This window comes from Streptomyces sp. NPDC039736, from assembly GCF_055596485.1.
This window is the reverse complement of the sequence record NZ_JBVIUQ010000005.1, coordinates 274050-290388: the sequence shown is the minus strand read 5'-3', so window position 1 is coordinate 290388 and position 16339 is coordinate 274050. Positions and strand designations below refer to the sequence as shown.

At 72.3% G+C, this 16339-nt stretch carries 14 protein-coding genes; 13 read left to right on the top strand and 1 reads right to left on the bottom strand.

Annotated elements, in window-relative coordinates:
* Positions 1-49 precede the first annotated feature (49 nt).
* From ACZ56L_RS17955 to ACZ56L_RS17895, 13 genes are all read left to right on the top strand, one after another.
* Positions 50-703: a TIGR02234 family membrane protein gene (locus ACZ56L_RS17955; protein ID WP_471064932.1), complete on the top strand. Its 654-nt coding sequence runs from the start codon at positions 50-52 to the stop codon at positions 701-703.
* 79 nt (positions 704-782) lie between these two features.
* Positions 783-1040 (top strand): HGxxPAAW family protein, encoded by a 258-nt coding sequence (locus ACZ56L_RS17950; protein WP_345223877.1) that lies wholly within the window; start codon positions 783-785, stop codon positions 1038-1040.
* Between the two features lie 143 nt (positions 1041-1183).
* Positions 1184-1618, top strand: a complete 435-nt coding sequence (locus tag ACZ56L_RS17945) for a DUF2752 domain-containing protein (RefSeq protein WP_401757616.1) — start codon at positions 1184-1186, stop codon at positions 1616-1618.
* Positions 1619-1767: 149 nt separating this feature from the next.
* Positions 1768-2577 (top strand): indole-3-glycerol phosphate synthase TrpC, encoded by an 810-nt coding sequence (gene trpC / locus ACZ56L_RS17940; protein WP_345223880.1) that lies wholly within the window; start codon positions 1768-1770, stop codon positions 2575-2577.
* A 10-nt stretch (positions 2578-2587) separates the two neighbouring features.
* Positions 2588-2728 (top strand): tryptophan biosynthesis modulator TrpM, encoded by a 141-nt coding sequence (gene trpM / locus ACZ56L_RS17935; RefSeq protein ID WP_380836942.1) that lies wholly within the window; start codon positions 2588-2590, stop codon positions 2726-2728.
* An 86-nt stretch (positions 2729-2814) separates the two neighbouring features.
* The gene (gene trpB / locus ACZ56L_RS17930) at positions 2815-4098 is read left to right on the top strand and encodes a tryptophan synthase subunit beta (protein ID WP_471064929.1); all 1284 of its coding nucleotides are present in this window, start codon (positions 2815-2817) and stop codon (positions 4096-4098) included.
* The gene (gene trpA, locus ACZ56L_RS17925; RefSeq protein WP_345223885.1) at positions 4095-4919 is read left to right on the top strand and encodes a tryptophan synthase subunit alpha; all 825 of its coding nucleotides are present in this window, start codon (positions 4095-4097) and stop codon (positions 4917-4919) included. The genes trpB and trpA overlap by 4 nt, the downstream gene beginning before the upstream one ends.
* A gap of 102 nt (positions 4920-5021) precedes the next feature.
* A complete protein-coding gene (locus ACZ56L_RS17920; protein ID WP_345223887.1) occupies positions 5022-5840 on the top strand; it encodes a DsbA family protein in 819 nt (272 codons plus the stop codon).
* A 114-nt stretch (positions 5841-5954) separates the two neighbouring features.
* The gene (gene lgt / locus ACZ56L_RS17915) at positions 5955-6941 is read left to right on the top strand and encodes a prolipoprotein diacylglyceryl transferase (RefSeq protein ID WP_401757621.1); all 987 of its coding nucleotides are present in this window, start codon (positions 5955-5957) and stop codon (positions 6939-6941) included.
* Between the two features lie 666 nt (positions 6942-7607).
* Complete coding sequence (locus tag ACZ56L_RS17910) at positions 7608-8339, top strand: VIT1/CCC1 transporter family protein (RefSeq protein ID WP_345223891.1); 732 nt, start codon at positions 7608-7610, stop codon at positions 8337-8339.
* Between the two features lie 27 nt (positions 8340-8366).
* Entirely contained in the window at positions 8367-8528 is a 162-nt protein-coding gene (locus ACZ56L_RS17905) for a hypothetical protein (protein ID WP_468683934.1), read from the top strand.
* A 333-nt stretch (positions 8529-8861) separates the two neighbouring features.
* Entirely contained in the window at positions 8862-13427 is a 4566-nt protein-coding gene (gene gltB, locus ACZ56L_RS17900) for a glutamate synthase large subunit (RefSeq protein WP_471064926.1), read from the top strand.
* Positions 13420-14880, top strand: a complete 1461-nt coding sequence (locus ACZ56L_RS17895) for a glutamate synthase subunit beta (protein ID WP_345223895.1) — start codon at positions 13420-13422, stop codon at positions 14878-14880. Before gltB ends, ACZ56L_RS17895 begins: the two co-directional genes overlap by 8 nt.
* Positions 14881-15048: 168 nt before the next feature.
* Here the strand turns inward: ACZ56L_RS17895 and ACZ56L_RS17890 are convergent, their stop codons facing one another.
* Complete coding sequence (locus ACZ56L_RS17890) at positions 15049-16239, bottom strand: SLC13 family permease (protein WP_471064924.1); 1191 nt, start codon at positions 16237-16239, stop codon at positions 15049-15051.
* Between the last annotated feature and the right edge of the window lie 100 nt (positions 16240-16339).

Sequence of the window (16339 nt, the reverse complement as noted above, 5' to 3'; positions counted from 1 at the left end):
GGAACCTCCGCCTCGGTCGGCGCGGGAGGGGTGAGGGATAGTGGGGGGTGTGACCGCCGCACCCCCCGCCCCCCAGACCTCCTCCGCCGCCCGTGGCACGGGCCGCCGAAGCCTCGCCGCGGCCCTGCTGCTCGGGGCCCTCGGCTCCACCGTCGTCCTCATCGCCTCCGGCCAGACCTGGCGGTCGGGCACCGCCACCGTCGCCGGCATCGGCGCCAAGATCCTGGAGGCCGACGGCCAGGCCGTCACCGGTGTGCCCGCCGCCCTCGCCATCGTCGCCCTGGCCGCCCTGGTCGCGGTCTTCGCGGTGCGCCGCGCGGGACGCGTCCTCGTGTCGGCGCTGCTGGCCCTGAGCGGGGCGGGAGCCGTCGCGGCCTCGCTGCTGGGGGCCGGGGACCGCGCGGCGCTGGACGAGCAGGCGGCCAAGCTGTCGGGCGACGCGGCCGCCACGGTGAGCGGACTCACCCAAACGGGCTGGCCGTACGTCACCGCTTTCGGGGGGCTGCTGATCCTCGCCGCCGGGCTGCTCGCGCTGCGGTTCGGGGGGAAGTGGCCGGGCATGGGCGGCCGGTACGAGCGGGAGGGCGGCCCGCGCGGCCGGACGGCCGCCCGCCGCCCGGCGGACCCCGAGCGCCCCGAGGAGCTGTGGAAGGCGCTCGACCGGGGCGAGGACCCCACCGCCGCGCCGACGCGCGAAGGGTGACCCGACGTCACGCGCGGTGTCCGGGTGGGGAACAATGAGCCCCGAGCATTCCAGCGGAAGACACAACAAGGAGCACCTCATGGCGGGCGTTAGCCGCGGACACCACGGACGTACCCCGGCCGCCTGGACCGGCGTACTGATCGCCTTCATCGGCATCTGCGTCTCCAGCGCGTACACGGTGATGGCCCAGCCGGCGGGCTTCTGGGCCGGCATCGGCATCTCCGTGGTCGGCGGCCTGGTCGGACTCGGCATGCGGATGGCGGGCCTCGGCATGCCGAAGGAGCCGTCGGCCCTGGTCGAGGCGCGGACGGCGGCGGGACGGGCCCAGCTTCGGTAGCTCCGCCGGGCGGTACGACGTGAGAGGCGCGGGCCCGGTTCTCCGGACCCGCGCCTCCGCGCGTCCGGGGTCCGGGCGCACGGAGGCACTGAAACGACGCAGCGGTGCGTGCGTTCCGGGGGAGGGGAGGGGAGAATCGCGGAGTGGACGCCTTCCCGTCAGCCCCCGCCCCCGCACCGACCCCGCCGGCCAAGCGGCTCGTGGCGCCCCTGGCCACCCTCGCCGGGGTCGTCGGCGCGTTCGTGTACGTCGGGGCCGTCGATCCGAACGAGGCCGGGCACTACCCGACCTGCCCCCTGCTCGCCCTGACCGGCATCCTGTGCCCCGGCTGCGGCGGGCTGCGCAGCGCGCACGCCGTCGCGCACGGTGATCTCGTCACCGCGGCCGGGGCCAACGCCATGGCGGTGGCGGGGTACGCGGCCTTCGCCGTGCTCATGGTGGTGTGGATCACACGGGCGGTGAAGGGGAGGAGAATGGACGTCTCCCTGACGCGCGTCCAGTGGTGGGTCCTCGGGACCGTCTTCGCCGTCTTCAGCGTTGTCCGGAATCTGCCGTTCGGCTCAGCCCTCGCACCGTGAAGCCGCAGGCACCGCCCGGGCGGCGGCCGGGCGGTGCCCAGGTAGTGGGACACCCGGCAGCCGGATGCGGGGGGAGCGGCCCGGTGCGGATACCATCGCTCGTGGCCGATCCTGGCCCTCCACCACCGTCCCGGAAGGGGGCAGCTCGCGTGAGTGTGCTCGACGAGATCATCGAAGGCGTCCGCGCCGACCTCGCAGAGCGGCAGGCGCGGGTCGGCCTGGAGGAGCTCAAGGAGCGGGCTGCCAAGGCGCCTGCCGCCAAGGACGGCGTCGCGGCCCTGCGCGGCGACAGCGTCAAGGTCATCTGCGAGGTCAAGCGGTCCAGCCCGTCGAAGGGCGCCCTGGCGGCCATCGCGGACCCGGCCGGTCTCGCCGCCGACTACGAGGCGGGCGGCGCCGCCGTCATCTCCGTGCTCACCGAGCAGCGCCGCTTCGGCGGTTCGCTGGCCGACCTGGAGGCCGTACGCGCCAAGGTCGACATTCCGGTGCTGCGCAAGGACTTCATCGTCACGGCCTACCAGCTCTGGGAGGCGCGTGCGTACGGCGCCGACCTGGCGCTGCTGATCGTCGCCGCCCTGGAGCAGGACGCGCTCGTCTCGCTGATCGAGCGGGCCGAGTCCATCGGGCTCACCCCGCTGGTGGAGGTGCACGACGAGGACGAGGTCGACCGGGCCGTCGACGCCGGGGCGAAGATCATCGGCGTGAACGCGCGGAACCTGAAGACGCTCAAGGTCGACCGCGGCACGTTCGAGCGGGTCGCGCCGGAGATCCCGGACCACATCGTCAAGATCGCCGAATCGGGTGTGCGCGGGCCGCACGACCTGATCGCGTACGCCAACTCCGGCGCGGACGCGGTGCTGGTCGGGGAGTCGCTCGTCACCGGGCGCGACCCCAGGGCCGCCGTGGCGGACCTGGTCGCCGCCGGGGCGCACCCCGCGCTGCGGCACGGCCGGGGTTAGGGTTCCCGTCATGACTCCGCACGCCCGTCTCGCCCGCGGCTGCCGCCCCCGCGGCTGCCGCGCGCCCGCGCGACGGGTGCTGGGCAGGCGGGTCCGGTACCACATCGGTGCCGAGCCCGGTCAGATCAACGGCATGCGATGGCGTCGCTGAACGTCCCTCCGGGGCGTTGTGTCCAGTGACTTCCGTCTTCCCCTCGAACGCGTGCGACGCACGCGTTCCTCCTGAGGAGTTTCCGCATGCCCAGCGAGTTCTTCCTGCCCGATCCCCAGGGGCTGGTCCCCACCACCGAGGGCTACTTCGGTGACTTCGGCGGCAAGTTCATCCCCGAGGCGCTCGTCGCCGCGGTGGACGAGGTCGCCGTCGAGTACGACAAGGCCAAGGCCGACCCGGCGTTCGCGGCCGAGCTCGACGACCTGATGGTCCACTACACCGGCCGGCCCAGTTCGCTGACCGAGGTGCCGCGCTTCGCGGAGCACGCGGGCGGGGCCCGGATCTTCCTCAAGCGGGAGGACCTCAACCACACCGGCTCGCACAAGATCAACAACGTGCTGGGGCAGGCCCTGCTCACCCGGCGCATGGGCAAGACCCGGGTCATCGCCGAGACCGGCGCCGGTCAGCACGGCGTCGCGACCGCCACCGCCTGTGCCCTGTTCGGGCTCGACTGCACCATCTACATGGGCGAGATCGACACCGAGCGGCAGGCGCTGAACGTCGCGCGGATGCGCATGCTCGGCGCGGAGGTCGTCGCGGTCAAGTCCGGTTCGCGCACGCTCAAGGACGCCATCAACGAGGCGTTCCGCGACTGGGTCGCCAACGTGGACCGCACCCACTACCTCTTCGGCACGGTCGCCGGGCCGCACCCCTTCCCCGCCATGGTCCGGGACTTCCACCGGGTGATCGGGGTGGAGGCGCGCCGGCAGATCCTGGAGCGCGCCGGACGGCTGCCGGACGCGGCCGTGGCGTGCGTGGGCGGCGGGTCCAACGCGATCGGGCTGTTCCACGCGTTCATCCCGGACGCCGGGGTGCGCCTGGTCGGCTGCGAGCCCGCCGGGCACGGCATCGAGACCGGGGAGCACGCGGCCACCCTGAGCGCGGGCGAGCCGGGCATCCTGCACGGGTCGAGGTCGTACGTGCTCCAGGACGAGGAGGGGCAGATCACCGAGCCGTACTCCATCTCCGCCGGCCTGGACTACCCGGGCATCGGGCCCGAGCACGCGTACCTCAAGGACCTCGGGCGCGGTGAGTACCGGGCCGTCACCGACGACGCCGCGATGCAGGCGCTGCGGCTGCTGTCACGCACGGAGGGCATCATTCCGGCCATCGAGAGCGCGCACGCGCTCGCCGGGGCGCTGGAACTCGGCAAGGAGCTGGGTGAGGACAGGCTGATCCTGGTCAACCTGTCCGGGCGCGGCGACAAGGACATGGACACCGCCGCCCGCTACTTCGGGCTGTACGACACGGACGCGGCCGTCGCCGCGGACGCCGCCGCCGTCGCGGAGATCACGGAGGACGCCAAGTGAGCGGGAACGTACAGCTGTTGAGCGACACCCTCGCCGCCGCGAAGAGCGAGGGGCGGGCCGCGCTGATCGCCTACCTCCCGGCCGGGTTCCCCACCGTGGACGGCGGCATCGAGGCGGTCAAGGCCGTCGTCGCCGGCGGCGCGGACGTCGTGGAGGTCGGACTGCCGCACAGCGACCCGGTGCTGGACGGCCCGGTCATCCAGACCGCCGACGACATCGCCCTGCGCGGCGGCGTCAAGATCGCCGACGTGCTGCGCACGGTGCGCGAGGCACACGCCGCCACCGGGGTGCCGGTGCTGGTCATGACGTACTGGAACCCCGTCGACCGGTACGGCGTCGAGCGGTTCACCGCCGAACTGGCCGAGGCGGGCGGGGCCGGGTGCATCCTGCCCGACCTGCCGGTCCAGGAGTCCGCGCTGTGGCGCGAGCACGCCGAGAAGCACGGCCTGGCCACGGTGTTCGTGGTCGCGCCGAGCAGCAGGGACGAGCGGCTGGCGACGATCACCGCCGCCGGTTCCGGATTCGTGTACGCGGCCTCGCTGATGGGGGTCACCGGAACGCGGGAGTCCGTGGGGCACGAGGCGCAGGAGCTCGTCCGGCGGGCCAGGGCGACCCGCGAGGACCTGCCGGTGTGCGTCGGGCTCGGGGTCTCGAACGCCGCGCAGGCCAAGGAGGTCGCGGCCTTCGCCGACGGAGTCATCGTCGGGTCGGCGTTCGTCAAGCGGCTGCTGGAGGCCGAGACCGCCGGGGACCGGGCGTCGGGGCTGCGGGCCGTGCGGGAGCTCGCGGGCGAGCTCGCGGCCGGCGTGCGGCGCGACTGACGTCCGTCTGTTGGCTGCGTAACTTTATGGTTCCGTAGTCCATTTGAGTGGAATCCGGGCCGGGGTGGCACATCGGTGCCGCCCCGGTTCGTTGCTGCGGGTGTGAGCGAGAAGAACTCTGAAGGCAAGCGAACCGCCCGCGAGCGGCTCATCAAGGAACGCGAAGTGCAGAAGTCGCGCGAGAAGCGGCGCCGGGTGATGGTCGTCGGCGCGGCGGTGGTCGGCGTCCTCGGCCTGGCTGCGGTGGCCGGAGTGGTCGCCGCGAACAGCGGCGGCTCGAAGGACGACGCCGACAAGGCGGGCCCGGTCGTGCCGCCTGCCGGCGTGGTGGGCGAGGCGGGGGTCGCCGTTCCGGTGGGGAAGCCCGACGCGCCGTCCGTGCTGACCGTGTACGAGGACATGCGCTGCCCGGCGTGCGGGATGTTCGAGAACAGCATGCGGGACACGGTCAACAAGCTGGAGAAGGAAGGGAAGATCCGGGCCGAGTACCACCTGGTGTCCTTCATCGACAAGGCCGTCCCGGGCAACGGCTCGAAGTTCGCCGCGAACGCGCTCGGGTGCGCGCAGGACGCGGGGAAGTTCCACGCGTACCACGACACGCTCTTCCGCAACCAGCCGCAGGAGACGGACGACGCGTTCGGCAAGAAGAGCCGTCTGCTGGAGCTGGCGGACAAGGTGCCGGGGCTGCGCGGGACCGCCTTCGACGCGTGCGTGGACAAGGGGACGCACGCGGGCTGGGTCACCAAGGTGCAGGAGGAGTTCGACAAGTCGGCCTACAAGGCGACGCCGACGGTGCTCCTGAACGGGGAGGCGATCTTCCCGCAGAAGGGCAGCGAGCAGATCTCGCCGGCGAACCTGGTGAAGTGGGTGGACCAGGCGAACAAGGGCAAGCCGCTGGGGACGAAGGCGCCGGTGCGGTAGCACGGCACGGTCCGGGCCCGGGGGCCGCCGGGCCTCCGGGCCCGGCCCCCGTTACCCAGACGTTGCCGGTCGGGTACTCCGGGCCGCGCCGGGCAGGGTAGCGTCGTCCCCGTCATGAACCTTGCCTTCATTCCCAGCCCGGCGGCCGGTGAGATCCACCTCGGACCCCTCCCGCTGCGCGGCTACGCGCTCTGCATCATCATCGGCGTCTTCGTGGCCGTCTGGTACGGCAACAAGCGCTGGATCGCCCGCGGCGGCAAGCCCGGGACGGTCGCCGACATCGCCGTCTGGGCGGTTCCCTTCGGGCTCGTCGGCGGACGGCTGTACCACGTCGTCACCGACTACCAGCTCTACTTCAGCGAAGGCAAGAACTGGGTCAACGCCTTCAAGATCTGGGAGGGCGGCCTCGGCATCTGGGGCGCCGTGGCGCTCGGCGCCGTCGGCGCCTGGATCGGCTGCCGCAGGCGGGGCATCCCGCTGCCGGCCTGGGCCGACGCGATGGCCCCCGCGCTCGTCATCGCGCAGGCCATCGGGCGCTGGGGCAACTGGTTCAACCAGGAGCTGTACGGGCGGGCGACCGACCTGCCCTGGGCGCTGAAGATCACCAAGGGCGAGGAGCCGGGGCTCTACCACCCGACCTTCCTGTACGAGTCGCTGTGGTGCCTCGGTGTCGCCGCCGTGATCGTCTGGGCCGACCGCCGGTTCAAGCTCGGGCACGGGCGGGTCTTCGCGCTGTACGTCGCCCTGTACTGCGCCGGGCGCGGCTGGATCGAGTACATGCGCATCGACGACGCCCACCACATCCTGGGCCTGCGCCTCAACGTCTGGACGGCGATCGTCATCTTCGTCCTGGCCGTCGTCTACTTCGTGCTGTCGTCGCGGCTGCGTCCGGGCCGCGAGGAGATCGTGGAGCCGGAGCGGGCGGGGGCGGCCGAGGACGCGGGCGCCGCGGACGCGGCGGACGCCGGGGAGGCCGAGGGCGGCACGGTGCCGGCCGCGGCCGAGAAGGACGACGTGAAGGCCGGGTCCGGTGCGACCGCGGCTCCGGTCAAGACCGACCTCACGAAGGCCGAGGCGGGGGAGTCGGGCAAGAAGGGCTGACGCGACGCGTCGCACGTGGCCAAGGGCCGCCGGGACCACAGGGTCCCCGGCGGCCCTTTCCCATGCCCCCGGCCGGCGGGGGCCCGCCGCGTGACGCTGTGCGCGGTGCCCCTTCAGGGGCGCGGGGAACTGCGCGACCGGCCACGACGCATCCGCAGTGAACCTTGGGCAGCCGCGCGGCGAGCGCTTTAGGGAAAGGGGCGGGTCCGGGGCCTCTCTGCCCGAGCCGGGCGGGGCTGTGCGTCCGGTACGGGGCTGGGCTCTCGGCCTCGCCGAAGGAGCTTGCCCAGCACAGGCGCTTGCGTGGGGGCGGCACCCGGGCGGGCCGGGAGCGGGAGGGGCCGCCCCCTTGCCCGCCCGTTCCGCCCCCTTGGGGCGGCCCCGTCGCCCAAGGGGGCGGGGGTGGGTAGGGGGAGGGCGGCCCCGCCCAAGGGGGCGAGGGGTGAAGGCGGGACGGCTGTGAGGCACAAAGGGACGGGGGCAGAAGGGGTCGGGAAGGGAGGGGGAGTGAGGGAAGGCTTGCCTTGGGAAGTGGGGGTTGGGGGGCTCTCAAGGGAGGTAAGTACGGCCTTCCTTGCTGGCGGCGCCTTCGAATCGTGCGTACTTTCGATCACGTCGGGGCGCCCCCCGGCCGCAGAAAAACACCGGGGTACGGGGAGAACGACCGTGGCGATCATCGAGACCGAAGCGACACTGCACGAGGCCCACCGCGACAACCACACCCACCGGGACGTGAACGGCGGCTGGCTGCGGCCCGCGGTGTTCGGCGCGATGGACGGCCTGGTGTCCAACCTGGCGCTGATGACCGGTGTGGCAGGCGGCGCCGTGTCCCAGCAGACCGTCGTGATCACCGGCCTCGCGGGCCTCGCCGCCGGCGCGTTCTCCATGGCGGCCGGCGAGTACACCTCCGTCGCCTCGCAGCGCGAACTCGTACAGGCCGAACTCGACGTCGAGCGCGAGGAGCTGAGGCGGCACCCCGCGGACGAGGAGCGCGAACTGGCCGCGCTGTACGTCTCGCGGGGCGTGGAGCCGGAGCTGGCCCGGGAGGTGGCGCGGCAGTTGTCGGTGGACCCCGAGCAGGCGCTGGAGATCCACGCCCGGGAGGAGCTGGGGATCGACCCCGACGACCTGCCCTCGCCGCTGGTGGCCGCCGTGTCGTCGTTCGGGGCGTTCGCGCTGGGCGCGCTGCTGCCCGTACTGCCGTACCTGCTGGGGGCCGCTTCGCTGTGGCCCGCGGTGCTGCTGGCGCTGGTGGGGCTGTTCGGGTGCGGGGCCGTGGTGGCGCGGGTGACCGCGCGGACCTGGTGGTTCAGCGGGCTGCGGCAGCTCGCGCTCGGCGGTGCCGCGGCCGCGGTGACGTACGGCCTCGGGACGCTCTTCGGCATCGCCGTCGGGTAGGTGTCAGGGGCGCTGGAGGAGACGTACGTGACCGTGCGGCCGGTCAGAGGCAGCGGTGTCGAGCTGTCGGCGGCCGGGGTGCCGCGCGGCCGGCCCGCCGTCGCGGGCAGCCCCGCCGGGGGCTTCCCCGGCGGGGCGAAGGCGTCCGGGCCGCCGGGCGGAGGGATGCGGGTCCTCGCGCGGGTGTGACGAACGCCCCGGTGCGGATCGGCGACAGTCCCGTAAGCTATTGGCTATATGCACGGTGTCGCATAAGTAGCCGTTACTCATCGGTTTCGTCCAGTTGACCGACGGGCATGAGCCGTAAGCGCCGAAGGCAATGATGCCTCCCGCGCCACGGTCCGGAGTGCGGCACCTTGTCCCCAGTCGCACCGCATCCACCGCTCTGCGCGGTGTCCGCATGGTGGAATGTGCCTTCCGCTTCCCGAGAAGCCAGCCATCATGTAACCTGCACGAAATTTCGCGGAGGGCCAGTGTCGTCCCTCGGTATCTGTATATGCCACGACGACGACGGGAGTGCCGATGCGTACCCACGCCTGGTCGCCCATGGACGGTCGCCCCGCCCAGCAGGGGCTGTACGACCCCCGCAACGAGCACGACGCATGCGGCGTCGGCTTTGTCGCCACCCTCACCGGTGTGGCCTCCCATGAGCTGGTCGAGCAGGCGCTGACGGTACTGCGCAACCTCGAACACCGCGGTGCCACCGGCTCCGAGCCCGACTCCGGCGACGGCGCCGGAATTCTGCTCCAGGTGCCGGACGCCTTCCTGCGCGAGGTCGTGGACTTCGCCCTTCCGGCGGCCGGGGCGTACGCGGTGGGCACCGCCTTCCTGCCCGCCGACGAGGCGCTCGCCGCCGACGCCGTCTCGCAGATCGAGACGATCGCGGGCGAGGAGGGCCTCACCGTCCTCGGCTGGCGCGCGGTCCCGGTCAGCCCGGACCTGCTCGGCAACGGCGCACGCGCCACGATGCCGACCTTCCGGCAGCTCTTCGTCGCGGACGGCGGGAGCGAGGGCATCGTCCTCGACCGCAAGGCGTTCCTCCTGCGCAAGCGCGCCGAGCGCGAGGCCGGTGTCTACTTCCCGTCGCTCTCCGCGCGCACCCTCGTCTACAAGGGCATGCTCACCACCGGGCAGCTCGAACCGTTCTTCCCGGACCTCTCCGACCGCCGCTGCGCCACGGCTGTGGCGCTCGTGCACTCCCGGTTCTCCACCAACACCTTCCCGTCCTGGCCGCTGGCCCACCCGTACCGCTTCGTCGCGCACAACGGCGAGATCAACACGGTCAAGGGCAACCGGAACTGGATGAAGGCCCGCGAGTCCCAGCTCGCCTCCGACCTCTTCGGCCCCGAGAAGCTGGACCGGATCTTCCCCGTCTGCACGCCGGACGCCTCCGACTCGGCGTCCTTCGACGAGGTGCTGGAGCTGCTGCACCTGGGCGGGCGCTCGCTGCCGCACTCGGTGCTGATGATGGTCCCCGAGGCGTGGGAGAACCACGACTCCATGGACCCGGCCCGCCGCGCGTTCTACCAGTACCACGCCACGATGATGGAGCCCTGGGACGGCCCGGCCTGCGTCACCTTCACCGACGGCACCCAGGTCGGCGCGGTCCTCGACCGCAACGGCCTGCGCCCGGGGCGTTACTGGGTCACCGACGACGGCCTCGTGGTCCTCTCCTCCGAGGTCGGCGTCCTGGACATCGACCCCGCGAAGGTCGTCCGCAAGGGCCGCCTCCAGCCGGGGAAGATGTTCCTGGTCGACACCGCCGAGCGCCGGATCGTCGAGGACGACGAGATCAAGGCCGGACTCGCCGCCGAGCACCCGTACGAGCAGTGGCTCGAAACCGGGGAGATCGAGCTCGAAGACCTCCCCGAGCGCGAGCACATCGTGCACACCCACGCCTCGGTGACACGCCGTCAGCAGACCTTCGGCTACACCGAGGAGGAGCTGCGGGTCATCCTCGCCCCCATGGCCCGCACGGGCGGCGAACCGCTCGGCTCCATGGGCACGGACTCCCCGATCGCGGCCCTGTCCGAGCGCCCCCGGCTGCTCTTCGACTACTTCACCCAGCTCTTCGCCCAGGTCACCAACCCGCCGCTGGACGCGATCAGGGAGGAGCTCGTCACCTCGCTGCGCTCCTCGCTGGGCCCGCAGGGCAACCTCCTGGAGCCGAGCGCCGCCTCGTGCCGTTCCGTCACCCTGCCCTTCCCGGTGATCGACAACGACGAGCTGGCCAAGCTCATCCACATCAACGCCGACGGCGACATGCCGGGCATGAAGGCCGCGACGCTCTCCGGCCTCTACCGGGTGAGCGGCGGCGGCGACGCCCTCGCGGCCCGCATCGAGGAGATCTGCACCGAGGTCGACGCCGCCATCGAGGCGGGCGCGCGCCTGATCGTGCTCTCCGACCGGCACTCCGACGCCGAGCACGCGCCGATGCCCTCGCTGCTGCTCACCTCCGCCGTCCACCACCACCTCATCGCGACCAAGCAGCGCACCCAGGTGGGCCTGCTGGTCGAGGCCGGCGACGTCCGCGAGGTGCACCACGTCGCGCTGCTCATCGGTTACGGAGCGGCCGCCGTCAACCCGTACCTCGCGATGGAGTCCGTCGAGGACCTGGTCCGCGCGGGCACCTTCATCGAGACGGACGACCCCGAGCAGGCCATCCGCAACCTCATCCACGCCCTCGGCAAGGGCGTCCTGAAGGTCATGTCCAAGATGGGCATCTCCACCGTCGCCTCCTACCGGGGCGCGCAGGTCTTCGAGGCCGTCGGCCTGGACGAGGGCTTCGTCGCCCGGTACTTCAACGGCACCCCCACCAAGATCGGCGGCGCGGACCTGGACGTGATCGCCCAGGAGGTCGCCGCCCGGCACGCCAAGGCGTACCCGGCCTCCGGCATCGCCGCCTCGCACCGCCGCCTGGAGATCGGCGGCGAGTACCAGTGGCGCCGCGAGGGCGAGCCGCACCTGTTCGACCCGGAGACGGTCTTCCGCCTCCAGCACGCCACCCGCAACCGGCGCTACGACATCTTCAAGCAGTACACGGACCGGGTGAACGAGCAGTCCGAGCGGCTGATGACGCTGCGCGGCCTCTTCGGCTTCGCCGGCGACCGCCCCTCGATCCCGCTGGACGAGGTCGAGCCCGCCTCCGAGATCGTCAAGCGCTTCTCCACGGGCGCCATGTCGTACGGCTCCATCTCGCAGGAGGCGCACGAGACCCTCGCCGTCGCCATGAACCAGCTCGGCGGCAAGTCCAACACCGGTGAGGGCGGCGAGGACCCGGAGCGCCTGTACGACCCGGCGCGCCGCTCCGCCATCAAGCAGGTCGCCTCCGGCCGCTTCGGCGTGACCAGCGAGTACCTGGTCAACGCGGACGACATCCAGATCAAGATGGCGCAGGGCGCCAAGCCCGGCGAGGGCGGCCAGCTCCCGGGCCACAAGGTCTACCCGTGGGTCGCGAAGACCCGGCACTCCACGCCGGGCGTGGGCCTGATCTCGCCGCCGCCGCACCACGACATCTACTCCATCGAGGACCTCGCCCAGCTCATCCACGACCTGAAGAACGCCAACCCGGCCGCCCGCATCCACGTGAAGCTGGTCTCCGAGGTCGGCGTCGGCACGGTCGCGGCGGGCGTCTCCAAGGCGCACGCGGACGTCGTCCTGATCTCCGGGCACGACGGCGGCACCGGCGCCTCCCCGCTGACCTCCCTGAAGCACGCGGGCGGCCCCTGGGAGCTGGGCCTCGCCGAGACCCAGCAGACGCTGCTGCTCAACGGTCTGCGCGACCGCATCGTCGTGCAGACCGACGGCCAGCTCAAGACCGGCCGCGACGTCGTCATCGCCGCGCTGCTGGGCGCCGAGGAGTTCGGTTTCGCGACCGCGCCGCTCGTCGTCTCCGGCTGCGTCATGATGCGCGTCTGCCACCTGGACACCTGTCCGGTCGGCATCGCCACCCAGAACCCGGTGCTGCGCGAGCGCTTCTCCGGCAAGGCCGAGTACATCGTCAACTTCTTCCAGTACATCGCGGAGGAGGTCCGCGAGCTGCTGGCCGAGCTGGGCTTCCGCACCCTCGAAGAGGCCGTCGGCCACGCCGAACTGCTGGACACCTCGCGGGCGGTACGGCACTGGAAGGCGCAGGGCCTGGACCTCGCGCCCCTGTTCCACGTGCCCGCGCTGCCCGAGGGCGCGGTCCGCCACCAGGTCACCGTCCAGGACCACGCCCTGGAGAAGGCCCTCGACAACCAGCTCATCAAGCTGGCCGCCGACGCCCTGGGCGCCGACACCGCCGAGGCCGCGCAGCCGGTCCGCGCGCAGATCGCCATCCGCAACATCAACCGCACCGTCGGCACGATGCTGGGCCACGAGGTGACGAAGAAGTTCGGCGGTGCGGGCCTGCCCGACGACACCATCGACATCACCTTCACCGGCTCCGCAGGCCAGTCCTTCGGCGCCTTCGTCCCCAGCGGCATCACCCTGCGCCTGGAGGGCGACGCCAACGACTACGTCGGCAAGGGCCTGTCCGGCGGCCGGATCGTCGTCCGCCCGGACCGGGGCGCCGACCACCTCGCCGAGTACTCCACGATCGCGGGCAACACGATCGGCTACGGCGCGACCGGCGGCGAGCTGTTCCTGCGCGGCCGCACCGGCGAACGCTTCTGCGTGCGCAACTCGGGCGCCACCGTCGTCTCGGAGGGCGTGGGCGACCACGGCTGCGAGTACATGACCGGCGGCCACGCCGTCGTCCTCGGCGAGACCGGACGCAACTTCGCGGCCGGCATGTCCGGCGGCGTCGCCTACGTCATCGACCTCGACCGGGACAACGTCAACGCGGGCAACCTGGGCGCGATCGAGCCCCTGTCCACCTCCGACCAGCAGTGGCTGCACGACGTGGTGCGCCGCCACCAGGAGGAGACCGGCTCGACCGTCGCCGCGAAGCTGCTGGCCGACTGGCCCGCCGCCGCGGCCCGCTTCAGCAAGATCATTCCTTCCACGTACAAGGCCGTGCTCGCCGCCAAGGACGCCGCTGAGCAGGCCGGTCTCTCCGAGCAGGAGACCACCGAGAAGATGATGGAGGCGGCGACCAATGGCTGACCCCAAGGGCTTTCTGACCACCGGGCGCGAAGTCGCCAGGACCCGCCCCGTCGAGGACCGGGTGAAGGACTGGAACGAGGTCTACGTTCCCAAGTCCCTCCTGCCGATCATCAGCAAGCAGGCCGGCCGCTGCATGGACTGCGGCATCCCGTTCTGCCACAACGGCTGTCCGCTCGGGAACCTCATCCCCGAGTGGAACGACTACGCCTACCGCGAGGACTGGAGCGCCGCCTCCGAGCGCCTGCACGCCACGAACAACTTCCCCGAGTTCACCGGCCGCCTGTGCCCGGCGCCCTGCGAGTCGGCGTGCGTGCTCGGCATCAACCAGCCCGCCGTCACCATCAAGAACGTCGAAGTCACCATCATCGACAAGGCCTGGGACAGCGGCGACGTCACCCCGCAGCCCCCGGAGCGACTGTCCGGCAAGACGGTCGCCGTCATCGGCTCGGGCCCCGCCGGACTGGCCGCCGCCCAGCAGCTCACCCGGGCCGGCCACACGGTCGCCGTGTACGAGCGCGCCGACCGCATCGGCGGCCTGCTGCGCTACGGCATCCCCGAGTTCAAGATGGAGAAGTCGCACATCAACCGCCGCATCGAGCAGATGCGGGCGGAGGGCACCAAGTTCCGCACCGAGGTCGAGATCGGCCGCGACATCGACGCGGCGAAGCTGCGCCGCCGCTACGACGCGGTCGTCGTCGCGGCCGGCGCGACGGTCTCCCGCGACCTGCCGGTCCCGGGCCGCGACCTCAAGGGCATCCACTTCGCCATGGAGTACCTCCCCCTCGCCAACAAGGTGCAGGAGGGCGACCTGACGGTGGCCCCGATCACCGCCGAGGGCAAGCACGTCGTGGTCATCGGCGGCGGCGACACGGGCGCGGACTGCGTGGGCACCGCCCACCGCCAGGGCGCGGCCTCCGTCACCCAGCTCGAAATCATGCCGAAGCCGGGCGAGGAGCGCGGCGCCCACCAGCCCTGGCCGACCTTCCCCATGCTCTACAAGGTCACCTCCGCGCACGAGGAGGGCGGCGAGCGGGTCTACTCCGTCTCCACCACCCACTTCGAGGGCGACGAGAACGGCAACGTCCAGTCCCTGCACCTGATCGAGGTCGAGTTCAAGGACGGCAAGCTGGAGCAGAAGGCGGGCACCGAGCGCGTCATCCCCGCCCAACTGGTCACCCTCGCCATGGGCTTCACCGGCACCGACCAGTCCAACGGCCTGGTCGAGCAGTTCGGCCTCGCCCTGGACGAGCGGGGCAACATCGCCCGCGACGCCGACTACGCCACCAACGTCGACGGCGTCTTCGTCGCCGGCGACGCGGGCCGCGGCCAGTCGCTCATCGTCTGGGCCATCGCCGAGGGCCGCTCGGCCGCCCGCGGCGTGGACCGCTACCTGACGGGCGTCAGCGCCCTCCCGGCCCCGGTGCGGCCGACCGACCGGGCGCTCACCGTCTGACCCCGGGCCACCGTGCGCCACCGGCTGGTCCTGGCGTACGGTGTCCTGAGCACCTACCCCACATTCGTCCCGCCCAGCGTCGTGCGGAACTGAACGCGGCGCCCTCCCCGACTCGTCCCCGACCGGACACCTGGGGCGGGCGCCGCGGCGCTTTTCGCGGCCCGTGGGTCAGGTCGTGGCCGCCAGTGCCAGGGTCGAGGCCAGTGTCGCCGTCACCGCCAGCACGCAGCCCGTGCCGAGGAAGCGCCCGAGCGCGATCCGTGTTCCGTGCCACCGGCAGCGTTCGAACCACAGGAGGGTGGCGAGGGACGCCCACGGGGTGATGACCGGGCCGACGTTGACGCCGACCAGCAGGGCGAGGAGCTGGTGGGGGTTGCCGGACGGGACGGCGGCTTCCCCGGCGACGTACGCGGGGAGGTTGTTGAGGACGTTCGAGACGCCCGCGCCGACGCCCGCCGAGCGCAGCATGCCGAGCAGGCCGTCGTCCGTGCCGAGTGCGGCGGACAGCAGGGTGTGCAGGCCGTGGGAGTTGACGGTCTCCACGACCAGGAACATGCCGGGGACCAGGATCAGGAGCCGGTAGGGGATGAGCGACCACTTCAGCTCGGCGCGCGCGCGGACCGCGAAGACCGCGACGACGACCAGGGCGGCCGCCCCCGACGCCATCCACAACTCCACGTCCGCCACCAGGATGGCCAGCAGGAAGCCCGCGCACGCCGCCGCGCACACCCGGAACAGGACGGGGTCGGCCGGTACCGGCGTCGTCGGCGGCTCGTAGCGGTCCGCGCCCCGCCTGCCGCGCCGCCAGTAGAAGCCCCACAGGCACGCCGTGGTCACCGCGATGGACGCCAGTTGCGCGGCCCACAGGGTCGCGGCCAGGCCCGAGGGGGAGAGCGCGATGCGCTCGGCGGCCAGCAGGTTGGTGAGGTTGGAGGCCGGGAGGAGGAGGCTCGCGGTGTTCGCCAGCCATACGGTCGTCATCGCCATGGGCAGCGCGGCGATGCCCACCCGGGTGGCGAGCGCCAGCATGACGGGCGTGAGGAGGACCGCCGTCGTGTCCAGGTTCAGGGCGATCGTGGTGACCGAGGCGAAGGCCACGCACAGGCCGAAGAGCGCCGGGTAGTTGCCGCGTGCCGTGCGCGCCACCCAGGAGGCGATCACGTCGAAGACGCCCGCCCTGCCGGTCAGCTCGCCCAGCACGATGACGGTGGCCAGGAAGGGGAGCAGGGGGCCGATGCGTTCCATGACGTCGCTCGCGGGGCCCGTCGGCAGCAGCCCCGTCGCCACGGCGAGCAGCCCGAGCGCGAGCAGCCCGAGGGCCACCCAGTCCAGAGGATGAAGACGTCGGATGAGGTGCACCGGGACAAGGTTACGGGCCGGCCGCGGGCCCGCGACGTCCACCGGATCGACGTGGCCGGACGCGCCGGGGCGCACCCGTTCCGCGTGCCGGCGGAGCCCG

Bases quoted from the DNA above. Each gene is read 5' to 3' on its own strand.
- ACZ56L_RS17950 (WP_345223877.1), top strand. From the start codon at position 783: ATGGCGGGCGTTAGCCGCGGACACCACGGACGTACCCCGGCCGCCTGG.
- gltB (WP_471064926.1), top strand. From the start codon at position 8,862: ATGCGTACCCACGCCTGGTCGCCCATGGACGGTCGCCCCGCCCAGCAG.
- trpM (WP_380836942.1), top strand. From the start codon at position 2,588: ATGACTCCGCACGCCCGTCTCGCCCGCGGCTGCCGCCCCCGCGGCTGC.
- lgt (WP_401757621.1), top strand. From the start codon at position 5,955: ATGAACCTTGCCTTCATTCCCAGCCCGGCGGCCGGTGAGATCCACCTC.
- ACZ56L_RS17895 (WP_345223895.1), top strand. From the start codon at position 13,420: ATGGCTGACCCCAAGGGCTTTCTGACCACCGGGCGCGAAGTCGCCAGG.
- trpB (WP_471064929.1), top strand. From the start codon at position 2,815: ATGCCCAGCGAGTTCTTCCTGCCCGATCCCCAGGGGCTGGTCCCCACC.